This is a genomic window from Micromonospora sp. NPDC023737 (assembly GCF_040639715.1).
In the GTDB taxonomy this organism is placed as follows: Bacteria; Actinomycetota; Actinomycetes; order Mycobacteriales; family Micromonosporaceae; genus Micromonospora.
In genome coordinates this window covers 50639-65179 of the sequence record NZ_JBFAAL010000002.1, presented here as the reverse complement: position 1 = coordinate 65179, position 14541 = coordinate 50639, and the positions used below count along the sequence as shown (strand labels likewise).

Genomic DNA, 14541 nt, shown 5'->3' with positions numbered 1-14541 from the left:
CCTTCCGAGTGCCCTGCTGATCCTGTATTACACAACGGTCGCACACAACACGACGGACTCGGTGGGGCCGGGCATGGGCCGAATCACTACCAGATAAGCGGGCAAACCAGGCAGAAAGCGTCCCGTCGACCGGACGGTCGACCTCCGCCCGGAACCCGCCGGCCGGGCAGTGGCCGGACGACGTCGAAGCCGCCGACGGGCGGGCGGACGGCGTTGAAGTCGCCGACGGGCGGGCGTCCATTCCCGGCCGACGCGGTGCAGGATGATTCCACCCCTGGCCCCGTCCCCGAGGAGTTTCCCGTGGGCGCACCTCCCATCCCGGCCCCGGACCGCGCACCCGCCCACCCGATCCCGGGCGTGCCCGGCGCCGACCGGTCACTCGCGAGGCCCCGGCGCCGGCTGCTCGCCGCCGTGGCGGCCGTCGCCGCACTGGTCACCGTCGGCGCCGTCAGCCTCGTCGATCTGCGGCCCCCGGCGCCCCGACCGGCCGACGCGCCGCCGGGCGAGTTCAGCGCCGACCGGGCCTTCCGGAACGTCGAGGTCATCGCCGCGCGCCCGCACCCGGCCGGCAGCGCCGCGAACGACGAGGTCCGCGCACACGTCGAGCAGGTGCTGCGGGGGCTCGGCCTGGAGACACAGGTGCAGGACGCCGTCGCACCGGAGGCCGGGCAACTGAGCGGGGCGGCCGGAGGTGCCACGCTGGCCCGGGTCCGCAACGTGGTCGCCCGGCTGCCCGGCACCGATCCGACCGGCCGGGTCTTCCTGGTCGCCCACTACGACTCGGTGCAGTCCGGCCCGGGTGGCAACGACGACGCCGCCGGCACCTCCGCCGTCCTGGAGGTGGCCCGGGCGCTGGCCGCCGGACCGCGCCCCCGCAACGACATCGTCTTCGTGCTCACCGACGCCGAGGAGGCATGTCTCTGCGGAGCGTCCGGGTTCGCCGCCGACCACCCCCTCGCCGGCGACGGCGGGGTGGTGCTCAACCTGGAGGCGCGCGGCTCGACCGGGCCGGTGATCATGTTCGAGACGTCGCCACGGAACGCGAAGTTGGTGGACGTCTTCGCCCGGGCCGCGCCGCACCCCGTCGGCACCTCGTTCGCCGTGGAGATCTACCGGGCACTGCCCAACGACACCGACTTCACCGCGTTCACGGGGCATGGTTTCGTCGGCCTCAACTCCGCGTACATCGACGGCGGGGCCATCTACCACACCCCGCTGGACGCCGCCGCGGCGTTGGACCGGGCCAGCCTCCAGCAGCACGGCGACAACGCGCTCGGAATGGCCCGTGAATTCGGCCGGATCGACCTCACCGACCTGACCGCCGACGGGGACAACACCTACTTCCCGGTGCCCGGCGGGCTGGTCCGCTACCCGGGCCAGCTGAGCCTCCCGCTCGCGCTGCTCGCGCTGGCCGCGGTCGTCGCGCTGGGCTGGCTGGCCCGTCGGCGCGGCCGCACCGACGGTCGCCGGCTGGTGGCCGGTCTCGGCCTGGCACTGATGCCGATCGTGGCCGCCCCGCTCGCCGCGCAGGCGTTCTGGGCGCTGATCACCACGATCCGGCCGGGCTACGCCGAGCTGCTCGACCCGTACCGGCCGACCTGGTACCGGCTCGCCGTGCTGGCGCTCGCCGCCGCGGTCGTCTTCGCCTGGTACGCGCTGACCCGCCGCCGGATCGGCCCGGCCGCGCTGGCCGTCGGTGGGCTGGCCTGGCTGGCCCTGCTCGGGGTGGTGCTCGCGGTGCTGGTGCCGGGCGGGGCGTACCTCGCCTCCCTCCCGGCGCTGGTCGGCGCGCTCGCCGGCCTGGTCGCGCTCGGCACCCGGATCGACGGGCCGTGGCCGGTGGTCGCCGTCACCGCGGGCGGCGCGGTGGCCGTGGTCATCCTGCTGCCCACGGTGGTGCTGCTCTTCCCGGCGCTCGGCATGGCGATGGGCGGGGTTGCCGCCCTGGTCACCGTGTTGCTCGGGTTGGCCGTACTGCCGGTGGTGGATCTGCTGCACCCGCAGGCCGGCGGGCAGCGCGGCCTGGTGGCGCTACGGGCCCGGCGGCTCGGCGCGCTTCCCGCGCTGGCCGCCACGGTCGCGGCGGTGGTCTGCGCAGGGGTCGGGCTCCGCGTCGACCGCTTCGACGCCGCGCATCCCGCACCCACCCATCTGATGTACGCCCTGGACGCCGACGCCAACTCGGCCCGGTGGCTCACCGACGAGACCGATCCGCAGCCGTGGACCAGCCGGTACGTCGACGGTCCGGCTTCGGTCGCGGACTTCCCGGCGCTCGGCGACCACCCCTTCCGCGGCGGCCCGGCGGAGCCGGTGGACCTGCCCGCCCCGAAGGTCGAGGTCCTCGCCGACAGCAGCGCAGGGGGTGAGCGCACCCTGCGGGTGCGGGTCATCCCGCAGCGTCCGGTCCGCCTGGCCAGCCTGCACGTCGACGCGGGCGCAATCGTCGAGTACGCGGTGGTGAACGGGCGGCGTGTCCCGGGAGGCCGGGCAACCGACGGCCGGCCGTGGGGCTTCGGGATCGTCTTCCACGCCCCGCCGCCCGAAGGCATCGAGATCACCCTGGTCATGGGGGCCCACGACGACCTGCGGCTGCGGGCGATGGACGCCAGCGACGGCCTGGGCGAGTTGCCCGGCTTCCAGCCTCGCCCGCCGGACGTCGGGATCGTCGGCTCGCACAGCTCGGAGATGCTCGCCGTAGCCCGTACCTATCCGGTCTGACGCCGATCCGCCGGCCCCGGCCGTGTCCGGCGGAGCACGTGATGGTGTTGCGCTGCGCAGTCGTCGTCCTCGCATGCATTCGAGCGCGCCGGGGTGCGGCCGTAGGGTTCTCGCTGTGCCAATTCAGCGAATGCCCGCTGCGGAGGTTCCCGTCTCCGTCGAACTGGTGCGCCGTCTGCTCGATGAGCAGCACCCCGACCTGGCGGACCTGCCGATCGAGGTCCTGGCCAACGGCTGGGACAACCTTGTGTGTCGGCTTGGTGAGGAGTTCCTCGTCCGGTTGCCGCGGCGCGCCATGGCCGCCGAACTCGTCGCCCACGAGCAGCGCTGGTTGCCGGAGTTGGCCGGCCGCCTGCCGTTGCCGGTGCCGGCGCCGGTGCGGGTCGGGCAGCCGACCGCGCAGTATCCGTGGTCCTGGAGTGTCGTGCCCTTTCTCCCGGGCCGGATCGCCGCGCGATCGGCGCCGGACGACCTCTGGTCGGCCGCGGCGACGCTCGGCGGTTTCCTGGGCGCGCTGCATACCCCGGCTCCTGCGGAGGCGCCGGTCAACCGGTTCCGCGGCATTCCGCTGGCCGGCCGCGCCGAGGGAGTCCTGACCGGACTGACGTACGTCGATCCAGCCGACCGCGCTGCCGCACTGCGGATCTGGGAGGCGGCCAGCGGTGCGCCTGCTTGGGACGGTCCGCCGCTGTGGTTGCACGGGGACCTGCACCCGGCCAACATCCTGGTCGACCACGGAGAGATCAGCGCCGTGATCGACTTTGGTGACCTAACCTGCGGCGATCCCGCCACCGACCTGTCCGTGGCTTGGATGCTGTTCACCGCGGAGCAACGTGCTGCCCTTCGACAGGCGTACGGCCGCGCGGACGACGCGACCTGGGAGCGGTCCCGCGGCTGGGCGCTCGTCCTGTCCCTGGTCTTCCTGACGCACTCGGCGGACAACCCGCTGATGTACGGCATCGGCGAGCGCGCCTTCCGTGCGGTGCTGGGTACCGATCGGCCGCGTTGAGCCACCGACCCGCCGACGGGTCGGGGCCGGCGCAGCGGCGTGGCACCGCGACGGTGTGGTCCGATACCCGCCAGAACCGCTGCCCGTCGGCGGTTTGAATACGTCCATGACCAACTCGCATCACGAACGAGCCAGGCACCTACGCACCCTGCACCGTCCCGGTCAGCCCCTGGTGCTGCCCAACGCCTGGGACGCCGCGAGCGCCCGGCTGATCGAGGAGGCCGGCGCAGCCGCCATCGCAACCACCAGCGCCGGGGTGGCCTGGAGCCTGGGCGCGGGGGACGGCGAGACGATGGGCCGCGACCGCGCGCTCGACGTGATCGCCCGCGTCGCGTCCGCGGTCAGCGTGCCGGTCACCGCCGACATCGAAGGCGGGTACGCGGAGGACGCCGACGGGGTCGCCGAGACGATTCGCGGGGTGCTTGACGCCGGAGCGGTAGGGGTCAACCTGGAAGACGGTCCGCGGCCGGCCGCCGAACACGTCGAACGGATCGCGGCCGCGCGGAAGAGCGCAGGTGGGGCGTTGTTCATCAACGCCCGGATCGACACCTACCTGCTTTCGCTCGGAGATCCCGCCACCCGGCTGCGGGACACGCTGGACCGGGCGGCGGCCTACGTCGCAGCCGGCGCGGACGGCATTTTCGTGCCCGGCGTGGCCGACGCCGAAACCATCACGGTGCTCGCGGCCGAGCTCACGGTGCCGTTGAACGTGATGGCCGGTCCGGCCTCACCCTCGATCAGTGAGCTCGCCGACCTGGGCGTCGCCCGGATCAGCCTCGGCCCGGCGGTCGCCCTCACCGCGTACGCGGCGGCGCGGCGCGCCACCCGCGAACTGCTGACCGCCGGGACCTACCAGGCCCTCGATGGATCACTGGGCTTCGCGGAGATCGACGCGCTGATGACAGCGCCAGCCCGACGATGACCGGATGACCGGCGCTCGGAGCACTACTTCCAGCGGTATTGATCTGGGTCAGGGGCGTAGTCGTTCAAACCGGACGAGAGGTGATGTGACCTGGGCCAGGACCAGTCATCGATGGTCATCGGTGGTCGCCGCTGGTTCACCTCAGACGGCCTGGAGACGGCCTGATCTTGATGGTCCGCACGTAGGTTCTCGGGCAGGTGAGTCGAAGGCGGGTGTGCGACGATGATCGTCATGTCGACTCCACGAAAGGGCAATGCCGCGTAGGCGCCCCGCACAAGTGCGTGCCGACTCCATCTACCGGCGACCGCTTGATGGGTCAACCTCTGTCGTCCCCGGGCTCTCGGCCCGGGGTTCGAAAGCCATCGCCTACCTCGAACGCACCCGCCTCTGGGACCAAGCCGTGTGTGATGCACTGCGGACCTGGTCATGGTTCGTGCGCCACCCCTGGCATCGCTTGTGGGATCCGACCGCCGGCTGTGGGGTGATGGAGTGCTGTCCGAACCCGCCGGAGCTGCGCTGGATCCTGGACGTCGCCGTCGCCGTCTTGCCGCCGAAGGACGCCCGAACCCTCCGCAAGCAGATCGCGGCTCTCGATGAGCTTTGGTGACCCGCCGCAACGGCATCCCGTCGGCTCGGGCACCTCCGACCCGTTGCTTGTGACCCCCGCCGGGGGGATGCGGTCTCAGACTGTCGTCTGCTGCCGAGTCGTAACGGCTCACGTCAATGGGCAGGGGCCAGACCTCGTTCCCTGCCGTCCGGGTCCGGCCCTCGTCAATGCCGCGCTGCCTTCTTGCTGCCTCGCTGCTGCCCGACGTCTCGCTTACAAGGCGGTTCCGGCGAAGGTCGCAGCGTCCATCATCGTCTGCGGCGTCCACGTTGCCGCCTCATGTATCCAGACGAGTGCGCCGACGCAATGACGAAGAGGTCCGGTGGGTCAGCGTCGGACTCCGCTGCACGCAGGACGGCACGCTTGGCGTCTACACCGACTGGAAGATCGACTACTCCCCGACACGCCAACTCCTGACCGGCGCGACCTGATCAGCCTGGCCCACGCAGTCCCTTGACAGAAATAGGAGCGTCAACTCGCCGGCTGCCGGCCTGTCGTACTTCGCTTGACGCGTTACACGGTGACTTCAGTTGATGGGTTACACGGCCTTGAGCATGCCGGATACGGACCGTGACGCCGACCGTCCCCGACGGCTGGTGTGCAAGTCATCCGCTTCTGCGATGAGAGGCCATCCGCGGTTCAGCGGCCGCAGATGTCGCTGGTGTGGCAGGTCGTGATGTTGACTCTTCCGTCACCTGACATCAAATGCCGGCCAGCCTATCTTCAGATAATCAGGTCCCCGCGGGAAGAACAAGACTTGATCTTGCAGCGTGGTGGTTTCACGCTGTGACACATGAATTGGGACCCCTTAACCACGCTCCAACGCGCCCTGTGGATTGGAGGCGGCCAGTGGGCCGGCAAATCCACTGTCGCCGGCATTCTCGCTGAGCGGTACGGCCTCACCCATTACCACTACGACTACCACGACGCTCGCGGCCATGATGATCGGCGGATAGCACAGCGGGTCCGTCGCGGCGAGTCCCCAACCGGACCGGGCTGGGAGGCAGTCTGGATCCAAGCGACGCCAGAGGAGATGGCCGACCAGGTCATCGACGACTTCCCGGACCGTTTCCAGTGGGTGCAAGACGACCTGCGTGCCCTCTTCTCCCCTCGGCCCATCCTTGCTGACGGCTGGGGGCTACGCCCAGAACTGGTCGCGCCGGTCGCCGGCTCTATCGGCCGGATGGTGGTCATGGTCGCAACCGAGGAGTTCCGGCAACGCCAGGTCGCCCGGCTACCCCGTGCCGGCACCATCGGTCATCAGGTCAGCGACCCGCAACTCGCTCAACGCAACCGCGTCGAGCGTGACCGGTTGATCGCCGCAGACGCGGTCCGCAACGCGCACCGATTGGGGGTCCGCGTCATCGAGATCGACGGATCACGTGACGCCGAAGCCGTGGCCGACCTGGTGGCCGAGCACTTCGCGCCGTTCCTGCCCGAGCAGCCTTGAACGTCTAACTCATCTGCCGCGATCCGCGCGCTGCGGAGCGTGACCACCCCAGCAGCCCTCGCAGTGTCCGGACATGCCGATGACAGTGCACCGCATTCTGCGGCCGTCGTGGCGGGCTCAGTCGTCAAATTCGAAACCGCTGGCCTCGGCGAACTCCATGAGCCGCCGCAGGCGGTGCCCGTCAGCCGCGACCGCACGCAGCAAGACAGCCAAGTCGTCGAGCGCGTTTCGATCCGTGCTGGTGGCGTAGAAGGCTCCGCCCTCTGGGTCGGACGAGAAGCGACCTTCAAGGGTGGGGGCCTCGGTCCTGACGAGCAGCTCAACGATGCCTTCCCAGAAGTAACCGTTGGGCTCGTGGCCTAGCTCGGAGATCAAGTCATCCACGTCGGCGGTTCCCGCCTCCATGGACAAGGAGTACTCACCCGGCGCGATCTCTGCCACCTCTACGCGATCCATCGGCGGATCTTGACAGTCCGCCTCGACGGGCGCAAGGCACTGGCGAGCCCGAACCGGGTCGAAAGGCCTCTCGGGACATCCGCTCATGCCGCTGACCGGGCGTCTTGACCGGCATCGAGGATGGCGTGCCCAGCGACAGGCGGCCCGCCGGTTACGCACCGTGACAGTCGAGCCCGGAGAGAGTCGGCCAACTGTCACCCTTCAAGTGGAGCTGATGTGTAACGGATCAACTGGAGCCCGGCACGCCGGCTGCCGGCCGGCTATCCTGCGGCGGGTGATGCTTGACGTCGTGGCCTCGAAAGGCGCTGGACATGCTCGCGAGCCGGCAACCGCGCGACTCGCGGCAGAAGAGGACGCTCCTCATGTTCAGGCGTCAGGGACGGCAGACTCGTCGACGGGTCGGACGGGTTCGAACACCCCGTTCTCGTTTACCCGCCAGCGCGAGTGTGCACCGCCTGGTTGTTCGAGCACTCGTCGTACCTGGTCAACGTCGTCCAATCGGAATGAGCTGGGCGTCTGGAAATAGATGGTTCCGTCGAGGATCCTCGGGTGCAGTCCAAGCTTGGTTAGCAGATGTGCTGCTGCGTCACAGGTATCCGCAGTCGGCACGACGTACGCACGCCCGCCGTCGTTCTCGCAACAGCTCCGCGTGTCGCAGACAGCCCACAAGCTAGCCAGCAGTCCGGCAAGGCCGCCATCTACACACGCCTCCTTGCCGTGAGCTCGGAGGTGAATCTGGCGGTGTCTGACGGCGATCAGGCCGCCGTTGGTCTTTTGGCACGTCAAACACAGCGGGTATGGCCCAAGTACGACCGGCACCACTACCCCCAAAGCCTGGGAGGTCGAGAGTCGAGTTCACAACTCAGGTGCGAAGCGTAGCGGTCTGCACCAAGCGCCCACTTGCCCAACATCCACTTCTCGGCATGAGCGGACTTCTCGCCGGCACGCCCCGCAGGCAGGCGCTGGCGGTCAAAGAACCGCGATGTAAAGCGCCAGGTGGCGCTGGCCGACTCATCCCAGCGTGGGGAGTCCCCTGGCTGCCCGTTCGGCGTCCAGCATACGGCTCACCGTCGGCCACTCCTCGGCGGTCACGCTGTAGTAGACCGAGTGCCGGATGTGGCCGTCTCGCAGGATGCGGTGGTTCCGGAAGGTCCCTTCCTCCGTCGCCCCAAGTCCCTTGATGGCCTGCTGTGATCTGGTGTTCCGGCTGTCCGTCTTGAAGGCCACGCGGATGGCGCCCAACTCGTTGAAGGCGTGGCGCATGAGCATGTGGGACGCCTCGCGGATCGCGCCAGTTCGCCAGTGGCTCGGCGCGAGCCAAGCCCAGCCGATCTCCAGTCCGCGGTGAGTCCGCGCGATGTCGATGTAGCTGATGCTGCCGACTGCCTTGCCGGAGCCGACGTCGATGATGGCGAAAGGCAACCGCTCCCCCCGCTGCTGCTCGTCGAGCGCTTCCCGGATCAGCACCGCTACCGGCTCCTCGGTCGTCGGTGTCGCCTCGTCGAGGTAGGTCCAGACCTGATCGTGGCTGGCTGCCTCAGCGAGGTCGCCAAGGTGCTTCATCGACAGGGGCTCGAGCCGAACAATGCTTCCGCTCAGTTCGACTGGGCGAACGGTCATCGGCTCCGGCCTCATTCGGCGGACACCTCGTAGACCAGGACGTGCTTGTCACCGGCGAGAAGCTGATCGAACGCCTCCAACGGAGTGCCGTCCTCGTCGTAGGCGATCCGGACGGCACGCACCACGCAGACACCCGGGTCGAGCTTGAGTAGCTTGGTCTCCTCCGGCGTCGGCATGCGAAAGCTCAGCTCGTCGATGTAGTACGAGATCGGCTTGCCGTGCACCCGTTCCAGCACCGCGAGGACGCCCTCTTCGACCGGCTGTGGCTGCGCGATGGGCGTCTCCTTCACCAACTCGTGCCGGTAGTAGCTGTCGCCGAGTTGGTAGGGCTCCTCGTCCACGAGCATGATGCGTCGCCGGACTAGAACTGGTGCGCCTTCGGGCAGCGCCAGCCACCGGGCGACCTCCGCCGTGGCCGACGTGGGTCCGACGTCAATGATTTTCTGACGCCCGATTCGGCCCTGCCGGGCCACCTCGGCGTTGAACGTAGCCGCATGGTTCTCGGCGCGACGAGCCCGCCGGTCCTGATCCATGGCCAGAACGCGGAGAGGCCGGGTCTTCCGCACGTAGGTGCCTTGCCCCTGACCCGACCCGATAAGTCCCTGCGATTTCAGGGCGGAAAGCGCCAAGCGCACCGTCGTACGCGAGGCGTTGAAGCGCCATGCCGAGGATTGCCCCCCGGTCGCAGTGACGCTGCCCTGGGAACTCTGACAGGCGAACCGCGAACCGTCGAGCTGTACCTGACCACACCCACGGGGACGGCGCTGACTCGCTCGATATTCAACTCCGGCGTCTGGAAACCCGCCATCCGCGCTACCGGTATCCCTGACGACCGGCACAACGGGATGCACGTGCTCCGGCACACCTATGCCTCAGTGCTCCTGGATGCCGGGGAGAGCATCAAGGCCCTGTCGGCGTACCTGGGCCACGCGGACCCCGGCTTCACCCTCCGGACCTACACCCACCTACTGCCGACCAGCGAGGACCGGACTCGCCGGGCTATCGACAAGGCGCTCGGCGAGGACCAGGCCGACGAAGACGGCACGGAAGCCCGTGACGGCCCGGAAACGGCATGATCATGGTTCACCGACCGTCCGTGGGGCTTGCGATGCAGGTCAGAGGGCGTTTCGTCACTACTTCCAGCGGAAGTGCACGAACAGGCGGCCGAAGTTCTTGGAGTCCTTCTCCACCCGGTGGTAGAGCTGCTTGACGTCCTTCTGGTCGAGGAAGCGCAGCACCCGCTTCTTGAGCTGACCGGAGCCCTTGCCGGGAATGATCTCCACGAGGGTGGCCTTCGTGGCGACCGCCTCGTCCATGATCGCCCGCAGCGCGCGGTCGATGTCGTGACCCTTGTTGTAGATGTCGTGGAGATCGAGCTTGAGCTTCACCAGTTCATCCTAGGTCCGGCGGGCCGGGGCCCGAAGACGGCGAAGGGCAGCCCGCGTGGGCTGCCCTGTCCGTTTGCTTGATGTCAGCGACCGCCGCTGACCCGGTTCTCCACCCGGGAGACCGCGGTCCGGTAGTCGTTGTTGTCGTTGTGCATGGCGGCGGCGATCCGCAGGTGCCGGAGCGCGTCCGTGTACCGGTTCAGCCGCTCGAGCGTACGGCCCAGCACGTGGTGCGCGTAGTGGTCGCTCGGGTCGCGATCGACCAGCTCCCGCAGGTGCTCCTCGGCCCGGTTGAGCTGGGCGGACTTGAAGTAGGCCCGGGCCAGCAGCTGCCGTGCCGAGGCGTTGCTCGGCTCCGCCTCGATGATCGGCTCGAGCAGCCGGGCGGCTTCGGTGGCGTCACCGATCTCGAAGAACAGGGTCGCCCGCCGGTAGTCGGCCAGAAGATCCATTACCACCCCTCGTCTCGTGTCGGTCACTCCCCTGACGCTCGCATAACGCCGCCCGGGTGTCGCCTGTTCCCGGGTGCCCGGAAACAGGCACCCTGCCGCAAAGCCCCCGACCGGTCAGGCGGGACGGGCGGCGGCGAGGTCCCAGGCGCGTACGCCGCCGACGATCCCGGCCGTGTTCGGCACCACCACCACGTCGTCACCCATCCGGGCCAGCTGGTCCGGCCGGACCAGCCGCGAGTTGCCCCCGCCCAGGTAGAGCCGGTCCCAGCGGAACACCGGTCGGAGGCCCTCGACCACACCTCGTACCCGCCGTGACCAGAACGCATCGCCGAGCCGCCGCCGTTCCGGCTCACCGATGTACGTGTCGTACGTCATTCCCCAGCGCACCGGCGCGTGCGACAGCTCCAGGTGTGGCGCGAGCACCCCGCCGTCGAAGAGAGCGGAGCCCAGCCCGGTGCCGAGGGTGAGCACCAGCTCCAGCCCGGTGCCGGCCACCACCCCGGCGCCGTGCACCTCGGCGTCGTTCAGAACCAGCGCGGGCACCCCGAACGCGTCGGCCAGCGCCGACCGCACGTCCCAGCCGGACCACTCGGCGAGCAGGTCCGGATCCACCTTCGTACGCGGCCCGGCCCGGGTGACGTAGTGCGGCGTGGCCACCACCACACCGTGCCGCAGCATGCCGGGCAGCCCGACGGTCACCCGGTCCGCCGGGGGCAGCTGGGCGCCCAGGTCGAGCAGGGTCTTGACGAAGAGCGAGGTGGGCAGCGGGTAGGGCGTGGGCACCCGAAGCGGCCGGGTCCGCATCGTGCCCGCCTCGTCGAGGACCGAGGCCTTGATGCCCCCGCCACCGCAGTCGATCGCCAGTGTGGTCACCACTCCGCCGAGTCTGCACCTTCCGGACGGGTCACGTACGCCGGGCCGGATAGGCTCGCCTCCTCATGAGCGCCACGTTGATCGTCAAGAACCTCTCCGCCGGCCACGGCGACAAGCCGCTCTTCACCGGACTGGACCTGGTCGTCGCGCCGGGCGACGTCGTCGGCCTGGTCGGACAGAACGGCGCCGGGAAGTCGACGCTGCTGCGTACGCTCGCCGGGTTGCTGCCGGTGGAGGCCGGCAGCGTCACGCTCAACCCGCCCACGGCGAGTGTCGGGCACCTGCCGCAGGAGCCGGAGCGGCGCTCGGGCGAGACGGTGCGCGCCTTCCTGGCCCGCCGCACCGGGGTGGCCGCAGCGCAGGTCGCCCTGGACGCCGCCACGGAGGCGCTCACGGCCGGGCGGGCCGGCGCCGACGACGCGTACGCCGAGGCGCTGGAGCGCTGGCTGGCACTCGGCGGCGCGGACCTGGACGAACGGGCCGAGCAGGTCGCCGCCGAGCTGGGCCTCGCGGTGGACCTGGAGCAGGCGATGACCGGTCTCTCCGGCGGCCAGGCGGCGCGGGCCGGGCTGGCCTCGCTGCTGCTCAGCCGGTACGACGTCTTCCTGCTCGACGAGCCCACCAACGACCTGGATCTGGCGGGCCTGGAGCGACTCGAGGAGTTCGTGACGGGACTGCGCGCCGGCACGGTCCTGGTCAGCCACGACCGGGAGTTCCTGACCCGGACGGTGACCCGGGTGCTGGAGCTGGACCTGCCGCAGCAGCAGGTCAACCACTTCGGCGGGGGCTACGCGGCCTACCTGGAGGAGCGGGAGGTGGCTCGCCGGCACGCCCGCGCCGACTACGAGGAGTACGCCGACACCCGCGCCGCCCTGGAGGCCCGCGCGCGGGCGCAGCGCGCCTGGATGGAGAAGGGTGTCAAGAACGCCCGACGCAAGGCCACCGACAACGACAAGATCGGGCGGAAGTTCCGCACCGAGGCGACGGAGAAGCAGGCGGCGAAGGCCCGGCAGACCGAGCGGCTGATCGAACGGTTGGACGTGGTCGAGGAGCCGCGAAAGGAGTGGGAGCTGCGGATGGAGATCGCCGCCGCGCCCCGCGCCGGCGCCGTCGTGGCCTCGCTCCGCGACGCTGTGGTACGCCGCGGCAGCTTCACGCTCGGACCGGTGAACCTTCAGATCGACTGGGCCGACCGGGTGGCGGTGACCGGCGCGAACGGGTCCGGCAAGTCCACGCTCCTGGCGGCCCTGCTGGGTCGGCTGCCGCTCGACGCCGGCCACGCCGCGCTCGGCCCGGGCGTGGTGGTCGGGGAGGTCGACCAGGCCCGGGGGTTCTTCCTCGGCGACGTACCGCTCATCGACGCGTTCCGGACCGCCGTACCGGAGATGTCGCCGGCGGACGCGCGGACGCTGCTCGCCAAGTTCGGCCTGCGCGCCGGGCACGTGCTGCGACCGACCGCGACCCTCTCCCCCGGCGAACGGACACGGGCCGCGCTGGCGCTGCTGCAGGGGCGCGGGGTGAACCTGTTGGTGCTCGACGAGCCCACGAACCACCTGGACCTGCCCGCCATCGAGCAGCTGGAGTCGGCGCTGGCCGGCTACCCGGGGACGCTGCTGCTGGTCACCCACGACCGGCGGATGCTCGAGGCGGTGGCGACCAACCGGCGGCTGCGCGTGGACGCGGGGCGGATCGCCGAGGATTGATGCCGTGCCGACGGCGCCGTCCGGGGTGAGAATGACCCCATGCTCAAGTGGGAGTACGCGCTGCTGGTCCGCCGGCGTCAGGCGGCGACCACCGACCTCGGCTGGGAGGTCACGTTCGTCTGGTACGGCCCGGACGGCTCGATGGTCGATGTCACCCCGTACGGGGACACCGCGCTGGCCCACCTGAACCGGGCGGGTGACCAGGGCTGGGAGTTGGTCGCGATGAGCGAGGACCCGTCCATGTCCGGCAACAACGAGCTGCACCGCTACCACCTCAAGCGGCCCAGACCGGCGACGCCTCCGCCGCGGCAGCGGATGCGGGTCGGCGGCCGGCCGCGGCGTACCGCCACCGGCTGACCTGGGCGCGGACGGCGCGGCGATTGGTCCCCGACGTCGCCGCCACCGCCGGCTGGAGCAACGAGCGTGCCGCCAGATTGGCCTCGACGAGGCTCGGGCCACCGCCGCGTCGCTCGGCGCTCAGCCGCAGGAGTGCCGCGGCGGCAGGCATACCGGACGCCGATGCGGGTAACGGGCGGCCGGAGGTGGACATGGTCGCGTTGGCACAGACCCCGCCGTCGGGCGATCGCCTGCGGGCGATCGACGGCTTCCTGGCCGAGGCGTGGGCGGATCGGCAGGCACACGACGACCGGCTGCGCGAACTCGCCGTGGAGGTGCGTTTCGACCGGGGGGTCGCCCATGTGACCGGCGAGGTCGCCGATCCGGAGCAGCTGCGGCTGGCCCGGGATCGGATCGGTCAGTTGGCCGGAGTGCTGGGCGTCTGGTGCAAGGTACGGATCGCCGGGCGGGATCCGGTGGTGGTGGACCTCGGCTGCGGACCGAACAAGCAGTGGCCGGGCAACCTGGGACTGGACATCTTCCCGGCGGCGGGGGTGGACGCGGTGGCGGACCTGTCGGGCTCCCTGCCGCTGGCCGACGACTCGGTCGACGTGTTCTTCACGGTGCACATCCTGGAGCACCTGATCGATTTCCTGCCGCTGCTCGACGAGTGCCATCGGGTGCTCCGGCCGGGTGGCGTACTGCACGTGATGAGCCCGTGGTGGGGGCACGTGAACGCGGTGGCCGACCCGACCCACGTACGGCTGCTCGACGTGCAGACGTTCAAGGGGATCTGTCTTCAACGTCCGCCGGGTACCCCGCGCTGGTACCCGCTGCACGCGGGCTGCGACGGTGCCTCGATCTTCGCCGACCTCACTCCCGTCCCGCCCGACGCCGACCCGCCCACCAAATCCCACCTGGCCCGCTTCTTCGACTAACCCCCACCCCACCCAACCCCACACCAGCCCCCGGCCGCCGTCGGGCACGCGTGATCATGAAGTTATTGC

The 14541-nt window shown here is 70.2% G+C and carries 14 protein-coding genes and 1 pseudogene; 9 read left to right on the top strand and 6 right to left on the bottom strand.

Annotated features, from left to right (window positions below; all coding sequences use genetic code 11):
- Positions 1 to 348: 348 nt before the first annotated feature.
- From AB0F98_RS05635 to AB0F98_RS05615, 5 genes are all read left to right on the top strand, one after another.
- Complete coding sequence (locus tag AB0F98_RS05635; RefSeq protein WP_357730838.1) at positions 349 to 2718, top strand: M28 family peptidase; 2370 nt, start codon at positions 349 to 351, stop codon at positions 2716 to 2718.
- 115 nt (positions 2719 to 2833) lie between these two features.
- Positions 2834 to 3727, top strand: coding sequence for an aminoglycoside phosphotransferase family protein (locus AB0F98_RS05630; protein ID WP_357729252.1), 894 nt, complete (start codon positions 2834 to 2836; stop codon positions 3725 to 3727).
- Positions 3728 to 3833: 106 nt separating this feature from the next.
- Entirely contained in the window at positions 3834 to 4649 is an 816-nt protein-coding gene (locus AB0F98_RS05625; protein WP_357729249.1) for an isocitrate lyase/phosphoenolpyruvate mutase family protein, read from the top strand.
- A 900-nt stretch (positions 4650 to 5549) separates the two neighbouring features.
- The gene (locus AB0F98_RS05620) at positions 5550 to 5687 is read left to right on the top strand and encodes a hypothetical protein (RefSeq protein WP_357729246.1); all 138 of its coding nucleotides are present in this window, start codon (positions 5550 to 5552) and stop codon (positions 5685 to 5687) included.
- A gap of 362 nt (positions 5688 to 6049) precedes the next feature.
- Complete coding sequence (locus AB0F98_RS05615) at positions 6050 to 6706, top strand: hypothetical protein (protein WP_357729243.1); 657 nt, start codon at positions 6050 to 6052, stop codon at positions 6704 to 6706.
- Between the two features lie 117 nt (positions 6707 to 6823).
- Here the strand turns inward: AB0F98_RS05615 and AB0F98_RS05610 are convergent, their stop codons facing one another.
- The 3 genes from AB0F98_RS05610 to AB0F98_RS05600 form a co-directional block, all read right to left on the bottom strand.
- The gene (locus tag AB0F98_RS05610; protein ID WP_357729240.1) at positions 6824 to 7162 is read right to left on the bottom strand and encodes an Imm51 family immunity protein; all 339 of its coding nucleotides are present in this window, start codon (positions 7160 to 7162) and stop codon (positions 6824 to 6826) included.
- A gap of 1011 nt (positions 7163 to 8173) precedes the next feature.
- Complete coding sequence (locus tag AB0F98_RS05605; protein ID WP_357729237.1) at positions 8174 to 8797, bottom strand: GNAT family protein; 624 nt, start codon at positions 8795 to 8797, stop codon at positions 8174 to 8176.
- Positions 8794 to 9315 (bottom strand): UTRA domain-containing protein, encoded by a 522-nt coding sequence (locus tag AB0F98_RS05600; RefSeq protein WP_357730835.1) that lies wholly within the window; start codon positions 9313 to 9315, stop codon positions 8794 to 8796. Before AB0F98_RS05600 ends, AB0F98_RS05605 begins: the two co-directional genes overlap by 4 nt.
- A 312-nt stretch (positions 9316 to 9627) precedes the next feature.
- On the opposite strand from AB0F98_RS05600, the gene AB0F98_RS05595 reads away from it, so the two are divergent.
- Positions 9628 to 9858 carry a tyrosine-type recombinase/integrase gene (locus AB0F98_RS05595; RefSeq protein ID WP_357729234.1) on the top strand — a complete coding sequence of 77 codons (231 nt, stop codon included), beginning with the start codon at positions 9628 to 9630 and terminating at the stop codon, positions 9856 to 9858.
- Between the two features lie 57 nt (positions 9859 to 9915).
- Here AB0F98_RS05595 and AB0F98_RS05590 read toward each other — a convergent pair whose 3' ends face one another.
- The 3 genes from AB0F98_RS05590 to AB0F98_RS05580 all read right to left on the bottom strand — a co-directional run bounded on the left by AB0F98_RS05590 (position 9916) and on the right by AB0F98_RS05580 (position 11498).
- Entirely contained in the window at positions 9916 to 10170 is a 255-nt protein-coding gene (locus AB0F98_RS05590) for a Smr/MutS family protein (RefSeq protein ID WP_350784630.1), read from the bottom strand.
- Between the two features lie 83 nt (positions 10171 to 10253).
- The gene (locus tag AB0F98_RS05585) at positions 10254 to 10622 is read right to left on the bottom strand and encodes a tetratricopeptide repeat protein (RefSeq protein WP_357729230.1); all 369 of its coding nucleotides are present in this window, start codon (positions 10620 to 10622) and stop codon (positions 10254 to 10256) included.
- 114 nt (positions 10623 to 10736) lie between these two features.
- A complete protein-coding gene (locus AB0F98_RS05580; protein ID WP_076466754.1) occupies positions 10737 to 11498 on the bottom strand; it encodes an ROK family protein in 762 nt (253 codons plus the stop codon).
- 62 nt (positions 11499 to 11560) lie between these two features.
- Between AB0F98_RS05580 and AB0F98_RS05575 the strand changes: the two genes are divergently transcribed.
- From AB0F98_RS05575 to AB0F98_RS05565, 3 genes and pseudogenes are all read left to right on the top strand, one after another.
- Entirely contained in the window at positions 11561 to 13198 is a 1638-nt protein-coding gene (locus tag AB0F98_RS05575; protein ID WP_357729226.1) for an ABC-F family ATP-binding cassette domain-containing protein, read from the top strand.
- A 39-nt stretch (positions 13199 to 13237) separates the two neighbouring features.
- Positions 13238 to 13483 (top strand): annotated as a pseudogene (locus tag AB0F98_RS05570) (hypothetical protein); the annotation flags it as partial.
- A 263-nt stretch (positions 13484 to 13746) separates the two neighbouring features.
- A complete protein-coding gene (locus tag AB0F98_RS05565; protein WP_357729224.1) occupies positions 13747 to 14472 on the top strand; it encodes a methyltransferase domain-containing protein in 726 nt (241 codons plus the stop codon).
- Positions 14473 to 14541: the final 69 nt, after the last annotated feature.